We start from the raw sequence: 9,987 nt of genomic DNA, 5'->3' as shown, positions 1-9,987 counted from the left end.
TAAATTTTTTTCAATGCCCCACATATCTGATCAACAATCCAGCCATATGTAGCCGCAGGTAATAATCCACTCACAAAAACATTTGGGTTTATTTTAGGGTCTGCAACTGGCGAGTGCGACCTGTTACCTCAAATCACAATAGCCATATGATTAATCGGGTCGATAGAGGTCATCGTTCCGGTCCAGCCTGTATGACCATAGGTTTCTGAGCTGGCTAACACATCATACGTTGGCGTCATCGATGCGTTACCATTCGCACGCCACCCCAGTCCAGACGTCACGTCTTCTGACGAACTGCGAGCAAACTCCCTGACGGTTGCCTTATCGAACAACTTAACGTTGCCGTAGCCGCCGCCATTGAGCATAACCTGCATCAGCACCGCCATATCGCTTGTATCAGAGAACAATCCAGCGTGGCCTGATACAACGCCCCTTGAGTACCAGGCTTTTTCATCATATTGATCTAACGGCATTGCGAAGCGCCTTCCAGAAGCGGCAAAAAAGATACGTTCCAGGCCTGAAATGTGCCACAATAGTGGCTGTTTATACAGTGTTTCAGGTTTTCTCATGGCATTAACCGCTGCGCTTAAAGCGCAAATCGCCGTCTGGTATAAGGCGCTTCAGGAACAGATCCCCGACTTTATCCCCCGTGCGCCGCAGCGGCATATGATTGCCGATGTCGCGAAAACGCTGACCGGAGAAGAAGGGCGTCATCTGGCGATAGAGGCGCCTACCGGAGTGGGGAAAACCCTGTCCTATCTCATTCCCGGCATTGCCATTGCGCGGGAAGAGCAAAAAACGCTGGTGGTTAGCACCGCCAACGTGGCGTTGCAGGATCAGATCTACAGTAAAGATCTGCCCTTACTGCGCAAAATTATTCCCGATCTTCGCTTTACCGCCGCGTTTGGACGCGGGCGCTATGTGTGTCCGCGAAATCTGACGGCGCTGGCCAGTACTGAACCCACGCAACAGGATCTGCTCGCCTTTCTTGACGATGAACTCACGCCGAACAACCAGGAAGAACAGAAGCGCTGCGCAAAGTTAAAAGGCGACCTCGACAGCTACAAGTGGGACGGCCTGCGCGATCATACGGATATCGCCATTGACGACGACCTCTGGCGACGACTGAGTACCGATAAAGCCAGTTGCCTGAACCGCAACTGCCACTACTACCGCGAGTGCCCGTTTTTTGTCGCCCGTCGCGAGATTCAGGAAGCGGAAGTGGTGGTGGCAAACCATGCGCTGGTGATGGCGGCGATGGAAAGCGAAGCGGTATTGCCGGACCCGAAAAACCTGCTGCTGGTTCTGGATGAAGGCCATCACCTGCCGGATGTCGCCCGCGATGCGCTGGAAATGAGCGCGGAAATTACCGCCTCCTGGTATCGCCTGCAACTGGATCTGTTCAGCAAACTGGTGGCGACCTGCATGGAGCAGTTTCGCCCCAAAACCACGCCGCCGCTGGCGAATCCGGAGCGTCTGAACGCCCATTGCGAAGAGCTGTATGAACTTATCGCGTCACTTAATCACATTCTCAGCCTGTACATGCCTGCCGGGCAGGAAGCGGAACATCGCTTTGCGATGGGGGAACTGCCGGATGAAGTGATGGAGATTTGCCAGCGTTTGGCGAAGCTCACCGAAACGCTGCGCGGCCTGGCGGAGCTGTTTTTGAACGACCTCAGCGAGAAAACTGGCAGCCATGACGTTGTGCGTTTGCACCGGGCTATTTTGCAGATGAACCGGGCGCTGGGGATGTTTGAAGCGCAAAGCAAACTGTGGCGACTGGCCTCACTGGCCCAGTCATCCGGCGCACCGGTGTCGAAATGGACGACGCGCGAGGTGCGCGACGGGCAACCCCACGTCTGGTTTCACTGCGTGGGGATCCGCGTGAGCGATCAACTCGAGCGATTACTCTGGCGCAGTGTGCCGCATATCATCGTCACCTCCGCCACGCTGCGTTCGCTTAATAGTTTTTCGCGTCTGCAGGAGATGAGCGGCCTGAAGGAAAAAGCCGGAGACCGCTTCGTCGCGCTCGATTCGCCGTTTAACCATGTCGAACAGGGTAAAATTATTATTCCGCAGATGCGCTATGAACCGTTGATCGACAACGAAGAACAGCATATTGCGGAGATGGCTGCTTATTTCCGCGAACAGCTGGAAAGTAAAAAACATTCCGGCATGCTGGTGCTGTTTGCCAGTGGGCGAGCGATGCAGCGCTTTCTGGAATACGTCACCGATCTGCGCTTGTTGCTGTTGGTCCAGGGTGACCAGCCGCGCTACCGGCTGGTGGAATTGCACCGTAAGCGGGTGGAAAACGGCGAGCGTAGCGTGCTGGTGGGGCTGCAATCCTTCGCCGAAGGACTTGACCTGAAAGGCGATCTACTTAGTCAGGTACATATCCACAAAATTGCTTTTCCCCCCATCGACAGCCCGGTGGTGATCACCGAAGGCGAGTGGCTTAAAAGTCTCAATCGCTATCCGTTTGAAGTGCAGAGTTTGCCCGCCGCCTCGTTTAATCTAATCCAGCAGGTGGGACGCTTGATCCGTAGCCACGGGTGTTGGGGAGAAGTGGTAATTTATGATAAGCGTCTGTTGACCAAAAATTATGGCAAGCGTTTACTGGATGCATTACCTGTTTTTCCCATAGAACGACCCGCAGTGCCAGACGTTATCGTTAAGGCAAAAGAAAAAGCGAAACCCACGCGCCGTCGGCGTAAATAACGTGAGTGTGAGGCAAGGAGTTTTCGATGGATTACCGCAAAATAATTAAAGAGATCGGCCGGGGGAAAAACCACGCCCGCGATCTGGATCAGGATACCGCGCGAGGGCTTTATACCCACATGCTCAACGGCGACGTGCCGGAACTGGAAATGGGTGGCGTGCTGATTGCATTGCGTATCAAAGGGGAAGGTGAAGCCGAAATGCTGGGCTTTTATGAGGCGATGCAAAACCATTCCATTAAGCTTACCCCGCCGGTTGCGAAGCCGATGCCGATCGTTATCCCCAGCTATAACGGCGCGCGTAAACAGGCGAACCTGACGCCGCTGCTGGCGATTTTATTGCACAAGTTGGGTTTTCCGGTCGTCGTGCATGGGGTGAGCGAAGATCCGACCCGCGTGCTGACAGAGACCATTTTCGAACTGATGGGAATTGCGCCGACGCGTCATGCCGGACAGGCACAGGCGAAACTGGATGGACATCAGCCAGTCTTTATTCCGGTGAGTACGCTCTGCCCGCCGCTGGAAAAACAGCTGGCAATGCGCTGGCGACTGGGTGTGCGCAACAGCGCACATACGCTGGCGAAACTGGCGACACCGTTTGCCGAAGACGCCGCGCTGCGTCTTGCCAGCGTGTCGCATCCGGAATATGTGCCGCGCGTCGCGAAATTCTTTAGTGATATTGGTGGGCGTGGGTTGTTGATGCACGGAACCGAAGGTGAGGTTTACGCCAATCCGCAACGCTGCCCGCAGATTAGCCTGATTGATAGCACTGGCACCCGTGTGTTACAGAGCCGACAAAGTGAAATGCCAGACGAACCTGTACCGCTGCCTGCGGCAAAGGATCCTGAGACGACCGCGCGCTGGATTGAACGCTGCCTGGCGGGAAGTGAGCCGGTACCCGCATCGTTGAAAATCCAGATGGCCTGTTGCCTGGTGGCAACGGGTGAGGTGGCAACACTCAACGAAGGGCTGGCGCGAGTAAACGACAGTTTTTAGCGCGACAGATAAAAAAAAGCCCGTCCAGTGGCGGACGGGCAAACAAGGGTAATTCAGGTTCAATGAGGGTTGGAGCAGGGTGTCTGTTGGCAGCAGACGGGGTAAAACTTATTTGTAGATAACAGCAGTACCGCTCATTTTGTTGTTGTTGTTGGCGGATGTGATGCTGTAACCGCTCGCGCCGGCAGCAGCGGCTTTCTCAGCCAGTTTTGCTTCCAGGCCGTCCAGCGTGGTTGCGCCTTCTGCAGAAACCACACCGATTTTATTCATGCTTTGCGCCTGCGCAGCCGTAACAGGTTCGGCAGCGAAAACGCCAAAAGACAGGGTAGACAGGGCAACAGCGGCAACAGCATATTTGATAGTTTTCATTGTTAATCTCTCGCAGGTTATTTATTAAGAAGACGATGTTCCGTCGATGTGATGAGTATCACGCTTTTTTTCGAGAGAGAAAATCGAAGAGAATTGACAGCATTCATCAAAAAAATTGAATGACAAATAACTTATTGATTATTAATTAATTCACGAGATGAATTTACGGTTCTACGCAGTTCACTTTACTGTTGAAGGATAAACGGCACATTTTGCTACGCAAAGAGCAATTTAACGTGAGCGTAAGCGAAACGGCATGTTCTTGATATCTATGTAAGCTTAGGTCAACGTAGCTGGCTGTCTTTTGATCCTCTGCGATTATATCCTGTATAGGATGAGTTATGTGAATCTTTCTCCTGCTGGCAGTTAAGGCACAGCTTTACACCTGGCACTGCCTGTCGGCGGGCTTCAGGGATCGGATCGCCACATTCTTCACATTCATACAGGCTATCACCGCGCGGAATTTCGCCTCTTGCACGTGCAACAGCATCTTCAATTGTACTGTTGATTTGTTCGTTCACAGCGTCATCATTTGCCCAACCCGAAGCCATAGGACTATTCTCCTCACGCTTTTTACCGAGGTTATTATAGCCAAGATGGGGTCAAAAATTGCGCAGTCAAGGGAACATTGCCCGATAAGCGGCGTCGCTATCGGGCAGGTGGTGGGGAAGGTTACTTGTAAATGGTGGCTGTACCATACATCTGGTTCTTACCGCCTGCGGAATTAACCATAAAGCCTTTCGCGCCTTGTTCTTGCGCTTTTTCCGCCAGCTTATCCTCCAGATCACTCAGGTTGGTTGCGCCAGTGGCAGAGACGGTACCTGACGCACGTAGCTGACCGGTATCGGGACTGCTCAAAGGTTGTGCTGCAGACGCCGCGAATGCCACGCCTGCAAGCGTGGTGGCGACGAGTAATACGAGGCATTTTTTCATGATGCTCTCCTCAGTGAAACAACGTGTAGTGCCAGATAAGTTTAGGTCGTCAGTGCGGCAGAAATGGCGTAAAAAATTGATGATGATCTGCTTAAAATTTGAACGAAAAATATTGACGTATGTTGACAAATCAATGACATACATATCATTGATATTTGGGCGATTTGCGCCACTTCGCCCCATATCGCGCGCAGATGCGCTGCAGAGAAGCGCCCGTTTGTTATCAACCCGGTTTACCGCGTTGCGTTATGCGGGTATCTTACGCCGCTGTTAAAAGGAGAATGCTATGTCCCCCCAGAAACCGGGCTTACACCCGCGCAATCGTCACCACAGTCGCTACGACCTTGCCACGCTCTGCAAAGGCACGCCTGAGCTGGCGCAGTATCTCGTCCTGACCCCAGCAGGCGAACAAAGCGTTGATTTTGCCAATCCGCTGGCGGTAAAGGCATTGAATAAGGCGCTGCTGGCGCATTTCTATGGGGTGGCAAATTGGGATATTCCTGAAGGGTTCCTGTGTCCGCCTGTTCCTGGGCGTGCCGATTACCTCCACCATCTGGCCGATCTGCTTGCCGAGACAACGGGAAGTGTGCCAACTCAGGTCACAATCCTGGATGTTGGCGTGGGCGCGAACTGTATTTATCCGCTGATCGGCGTGCATGAGTATGGCTGGCGTTTCACGGGCAGTGAGACGCATGAGCAGGCGTTAGCCAGCGCGCAGGCCATTATCAGCGCCAATCCAGGGCTGACGCGCGCCATTCGCCTGCGTCGTCAGAAAACCCCAGCGGCTATTTTTAACGGCATTATTCATAAAAATGAGCAATATGATGCGACGCTGTGCAACCCGCCGTTCCATGATTCCGCCGCCTCTGCTCGTGCAGGAAGCGAGCGCAAACGTCGCAACCTCGGACAGAGCAAAGATGATGCGCTGAACTTCGGCGGTCAGCAGCAGGAGTTGTGGTGCGAAGGGGGGGAAGTCGCATTCATCAAAACGATGATTACCGAAAGCCAGGCTTTTGGCCGTCAGGTCATGTGGTTTACCACGCTGGTGTCACGCGGCGAAAACCTGCCGCCGCTCTATCGTGCGCTGACTGACGTGGGAGCGGTCAGGGTGGTGAAAAAAGAGATGGCCCAGGGGCAAAAGCAGAGCCGCTTTATTGCCTGGACCTTTATGGACGACGACCAGCGCCGTCGTTTTAGCGCGCGTAAGCGCTAGAGCGTCGGCTCGCCGGGTGGCCGCGACGGCGGTGTGGCCGGTGTTGTGGCTGCCGCTGGCGCGGCGGGCAGAAACTGCCAGGTCTGCACCGGTGGACGAACGCCCGCCAGGTCGAAATGTTTTTTCACCTGGCTGTCCAGCGCGAAGCGAACCGTCCACTGCTTCAGCGGCAGCGTGGTAAACGATACCCGTAGCGTAAATGCCGTGTTGGTTAATCCGACAATCCCGGCAAACGACGGCTCACCAATAATCAGCCCACGAACGTCCTCGGTTTCCATTACCGCAGCGACCGCCTCTTTCAGCGCCTGATTGGCCTTATCAGCATCTTCATGACGATCCACATCGTAATTGGCAACCACCGAGCCAATGCCGCGGACAAAGTTGGCAAAGGTGGTGATCGATGACCACGGAATAATATGATACGCCCCGGTGTCCTGGCGTACGCCAACGGAGCGAATCGACATGCGTTCTACCGTACCGGTTAACGGCCCGATGGTCACCAGATCGCCCGTGTTCATGCCATTTTCAAACTGAATAAAGACCCCGGTAATAATATCTTTCACCAGCGTCTGCGCGCCAAAGGAAATTGCCAGCCCCAGCGCCCCGGCCCCGGCCAGCAGTGGGGCGATGTTAACGCCGATTTCCGAAAGTACGATCATGATGGTGATTGTGCTGATGATCACCGCCAGTGCGTTACGAAACAGCGTTAACAGCGTGCGGGTACGCGCGCTGGGGAGAGGACGGCCATGAATATCGGAAGCCAGCCGGTTTTCGATCAGGCTGGCAAGCAGCGTCCAGCCTACTGCGGAGAAAAACAGAATCAGCACGATGCGGATCAGAATATCAACCGTCTTCTCACCGGCGCCGTTGTGCAGCCAGTTCCAGAAATCAAACAGTCCCCAGGCGTTCAGCAGCAGCATGATGGCGACACACACCGTCAGGATCCGCGCCACATTCAATGCCGTAGAAAGCCAGCCGTTGAGCCGCTTTTGCAGTTCGGGATAATTGCGCTGCGTATGCGGGGAGAGGGTAATGGTTTTGGCGATCCAGCGGGTAAACATTCCGGAAACGAAGGCCGCAATGCCGATGATCACCAGACTGCGCACTGTCGCCCCCATCATAAACTTCAGGCTGTTGCCGGGGTCGAACAGGGAGAAGAAAAACAGGACGATGAAATAGGCGCTTGCCAGCCAATGCCAGACCAGCGCAAAGGCGCGAATAAACAGACTGAAAAAGGCCAGCGATCGTTCCGCAAGATTCAGCAGGTGCTGGGTAATCTCTTTCTTGTTACGAAAAATCAGGTACAGCGCCCACAGCGTAATACACAGCATGATGACCACGTTGGCCATCGCACCAACCTGTACGTTCACCTGATTGGAAATAATCGGAACAGCGACGATCAGGCCATAGCCAATCAGACTGCTCAGCGAACTCAGTCGCCGGTTCCAGTAACGGGCGCTGGCATCCTGAATGGTAAAGGGCCGCAGTTCCGCCACGTTCGGACAGAAGATCAGTCGCAGAATGGCTTTGAAAAATTCGATCAGGGCAAAGGCGTTCAGAAACAGTCCTTGTTGAAACGCGATGGTGCGACTGCCCGCGTTCAGTCTGTCGCTCAACAACTGACCGACAAACAGGGTAAGCGCCAGCAGAAGCAGATCAATAATAAAGGCGCCAACGATCATTGCCGGTAGCTGGAGCCAGTTGCTGCGCTCGCGGTTCTTCTTCCGCGCCCAGGTTCCCATTTTACGGTACAACGGCAACATACACAGACGAATCAACCAGTAGAAGCCGAACACCGCAGCGGCCAACATCAGAAAGTGACTGAGGGCATTACTGAAGGTCTGGCTGTTAAAGGGCTTGTGTGGCGCATCTGTGATGTTGCGATAGAGTTGGGCAAAGCGGCCAGACAGGGCTTCGCCGTAATGGCGGCTGAGATCGGTAACGTTCTCCAGTACCGTTTTTTCCTCCACAACCACCGGCGGGGTGATTTTGGGCACCGGTTCCGGCGGTGGCGTGGCGGCAACGGTACGCAACTGGTCAATCAATTCTTTGCGCGATGTCTCATTTTCCAGTACGTCGGCCAGCGCTCCGTAGGCCGCTTTCTTTTGCTCGACATCAGGTTCGGGCGCAGGTGTTGTTTGCGCGTCAGCATCAGCGCCGGTTGTGACGCCGGGAATGGTTACCGCCTGGGCTGGTGCGCCCAGCAGGCAAAAGAGGATGAACAGGATCCACCGCATGACTCCTCCAGTGAGAAAACAGAACAAAGAGATAAGTATAGTGGCTGGAGGCGCGGCGATTCGAAATGGGAAGAGTCGTAGAGAAACCTCCCTTCCAGATGGAAGGGAGGCAGGCCGTCAGGAAACGTGCTGCAAGAACTCCTGCAAACGCTGGCTTGGCGGGTTTTCAATCAGGGTTTGCGGATTACCGTCCTCGGCAATACGGCCCTTATCGATGAAGATCAGGCGTGAGGCGACTTTTTCGGCAAAGCCGATTTCGTGCGTAACGATGACCATCGTCATCCCTTCTTCCGCCAGATCCTGCATCACTTTCAGTACTTCGTGGCGCAGTTCCGGATCGAGCGCAGAGGTCGGTTCATCAAACAGCATCATCTTCGGCTTCACCGCCAGGGCGCGGGCAATCGCCACACGCTGTTGCTGACCGCCGGAAAGCTCAGACGGGTAGTGGTGAGCGCGCTCGGCCAGACCCACTTTCGCCAACAGCTCTTTTGCCTGCTTCTCGGCAGCGTCTTTCTTCGTCCCACGAACGCGCAACGGGCCAAACATGACGTTTTCCAGCGCGGTCAGATGAGGGAAAAGATAGAACTGCTGGAACACCATCCCGGCTTCCTGACGGATCAGACGCTCGTCGACCTTCGGGTCGTTGACCTTGAGCCCATCAACGATCAGATCGCCGGAGGTAATCTCTTCGAGTTTATTTATGCAGCGCAACAACGTGGATTTACCGGAACCCGATGGCCCGATAATCACCACCACTTCGCCCTGCTTAATGCTCAGATCGATGTTATGCAGCACCTGGGTCGGGCCAAAATGCTTTGAGACGTTTTTAAATTCAATCACAGGATTTTCATCCTTCTTTCCAGACTACGAAGCACGATGTTCAGGACTTGCGTGATGATGAGGTAAATAACACCCACCGCAGTCCAGATTTCCAGGGCACGGAAATTGCCGGCAATAATTTCCTGACCGCTGCGGGTCAGTTCCGCCGCGCCGATGACGATAAACAGCGATGTATCTTTGATACTGATGATGAGCTGGTTACCGAGCGAAGGCAGCATACGACGCAGCGCAAGTGGCATGATCACATGACGGATGGTTTCCCGACGGGAAAGACCCAGCGCCAGACCCGCTTCGCTAAATCCTTTATGGATCGACAGGACCGAACCACGAGTGATTTCCGCGATATAGGCACCGGAGTTAATCATGATCGTGATAACGGCGGCGCTGAAGGTGTCGATGCGCAAGTCCGGGAAAGCCATCGGCAGGGCGAAATAGATGTACATCACCTGGACGACGATCGGCGTGCCGCGGATGACTTCAATGAAGACGAGAGAGACGTGATTGGCGATCCAGCCGCCATAAGTTCGGGCTAAACCCGCCAGCAAGCCGATGATGATCCCGCCAGCCAGACCGAGGATGGAGATCCAAAGGGTCATTTTGGCGCCCTGAAGCAGGATCGGAATGGCGGGCCAGATGGCGCTCCAGTCAAACTGCATATGTTGTTCCTGTTACCGTGGTGAAA

General features: G+C 54.3%; 9 protein-coding genes and 1 pseudogene. 3 read left to right on the top strand and 7 right to left on the bottom strand.

Translation table 11 applies throughout. The features are described from left to right. Nucleotides 1-458: pseudogene (locus tag JTI98_RS18715) on the bottom strand (serine hydrolase); the annotation flags it as partial. 109 nt (nucleotides 459-567) lie between these two features. On the opposite strand from JTI98_RS18715, the gene dinG reads away from it, so the two are divergent. Both dinG and ybiB read left to right on the top strand, forming a co-directional pair. After that, nucleotides 568-2,718, top strand: a complete 2,151-nt coding sequence (gene dinG / locus JTI98_RS18710) for an ATP-dependent DNA helicase DinG (RefSeq protein ID WP_216081653.1) — start codon at nucleotides 568-570, stop codon at nucleotides 2,716-2,718. Between the two features lie 26 nt (nucleotides 2,719-2,744). Then, nucleotides 2,745-3,713: a DNA-binding protein YbiB gene (ybiB, locus tag JTI98_RS18705; RefSeq protein ID WP_043001281.1), complete on the top strand. Its 969-nt coding sequence runs from the start codon at nucleotides 2,745-2,747 to the stop codon at nucleotides 3,711-3,713. 108 nt (nucleotides 3,714-3,821) lie between these two features. Here ybiB and ybiJ read toward each other — a convergent pair whose 3' ends face one another. From ybiJ to mcbA, 3 genes are all read right to left on the bottom strand, one after another. Continuing rightward, entirely contained in the window at nucleotides 3,822-4,082 is a 261-nt protein-coding gene (gene ybiJ, locus JTI98_RS18700) for a DUF1471 family protein YbiJ (protein ID WP_043001280.1), read from the bottom strand. Nucleotides 4,083-4,366: 284 nt separating this feature from the next. After that, nucleotides 4,367-4,633 carry a DksA/TraR family C4-type zinc finger protein gene (locus JTI98_RS18695; protein ID WP_216081652.1) on the bottom strand — a complete coding sequence of 89 codons (267 nt, stop codon included), beginning with the start codon at nucleotides 4,631-4,633 and terminating at the stop codon, nucleotides 4,367-4,369. 121 nt (nucleotides 4,634-4,754) lie between these two features. Further along, entirely contained in the window at nucleotides 4,755-5,015 is a 261-nt protein-coding gene (gene mcbA, locus JTI98_RS18690) for a DUF1471 family periplasmic protein McbA (RefSeq protein WP_043001278.1), read from the bottom strand. Between the two features lie 286 nt (nucleotides 5,016-5,301). On the opposite strand from mcbA, the gene rlmF reads away from it, so the two are divergent. Continuing rightward, on the top strand, nucleotides 5,302-6,228 hold the full coding sequence (rlmF, locus tag JTI98_RS18685) for a 23S rRNA (adenine(1618)-N(6))-methyltransferase RlmF (protein ID WP_216081651.1): 927 nt from the start codon (nucleotides 5,302-5,304) through the stop codon (nucleotides 6,226-6,228). Here the strand turns inward: rlmF and ybiO are convergent. The 3 genes from ybiO to glnP form a co-directional block, all read right to left on the bottom strand. Then, nucleotides 6,225-8,465: a mechanosensitive channel protein gene (gene ybiO, locus JTI98_RS18680; RefSeq protein WP_181628277.1), complete on the bottom strand. Its 2,241-nt coding sequence runs from the start codon at nucleotides 8,463-8,465 to the stop codon at nucleotides 6,225-6,227. The genes rlmF and ybiO overlap by 4 nt on opposite strands. A gap of 117 nt (nucleotides 8,466-8,582) precedes the next feature. After that, a complete protein-coding gene (gene glnQ, locus JTI98_RS18675) occupies nucleotides 8,583-9,305 on the bottom strand; it encodes a glutamine ABC transporter ATP-binding protein GlnQ (protein WP_043001275.1) in 723 nt (240 codons plus the stop codon). Further along, the gene (gene glnP, locus JTI98_RS18670) at nucleotides 9,302-9,961 is read right to left on the bottom strand and encodes a glutamine ABC transporter permease GlnP (protein ID WP_043001274.1); all 660 of its coding nucleotides are present in this window, start codon (nucleotides 9,959-9,961) and stop codon (nucleotides 9,302-9,304) included. Before glnP ends, glnQ begins: the two co-directional genes overlap by 4 nt. Nucleotides 9,962-9,987: the final 26 nt, after the last annotated feature.

It is taken from the genome of Citrobacter sp. MGH 55 (assembly GCF_016906145.1).
GTDB lineage: Bacteria > Pseudomonadota > Gammaproteobacteria > Enterobacterales > Enterobacteriaceae > Citrobacter_A > Citrobacter_A amalonaticus.
Note: the sequence above shows the minus strand (reverse complement) of the source record. Positions and strands in the feature narration are given on the sequence as shown.

Coding starts and splice junctions, on each gene's coding strand:
- dinG (WP_216081653.1), top strand. CDS start 568: ATGGCATTAACCGCTGCGCTTAAAGCGCAAATCGCCGTCTGGTATAAG.
- ybiB (WP_043001281.1), top strand. CDS start 2,745: ATGGATTACCGCAAAATAATTAAAGAGATCGGCCGGGGGAAAAACCAC.
- ybiJ (WP_043001280.1), bottom strand. CDS start 4,082: ATGAAAACTATCAAATATGCTGTTGCCGCTGTTGCCCTGTCTACCCTG.
- JTI98_RS18695 (WP_216081652.1), bottom strand. CDS start 4,633: ATGGCTTCGGGTTGGGCAAATGATGACGCTGTGAACGAACAAATCAAC.
- mcbA (WP_043001278.1), bottom strand. CDS start 5,015: ATGAAAAAATGCCTCGTATTACTCGTCGCCACCACGCTTGCAGGCGTG.
- rlmF (WP_216081651.1), top strand. CDS start 5,302: ATGTCCCCCCAGAAACCGGGCTTACACCCGCGCAATCGTCACCACAGT.
- ybiO (WP_181628277.1), bottom strand. CDS start 8,465: ATGCGGTGGATCCTGTTCATCCTCTTTTGCCTGCTGGGCGCACCAGCC.
- glnP (WP_043001274.1), bottom strand. CDS start 9,961: ATGCAGTTTGACTGGAGCGCCATCTGGCCCGCCATTCCGATCCTGCTT.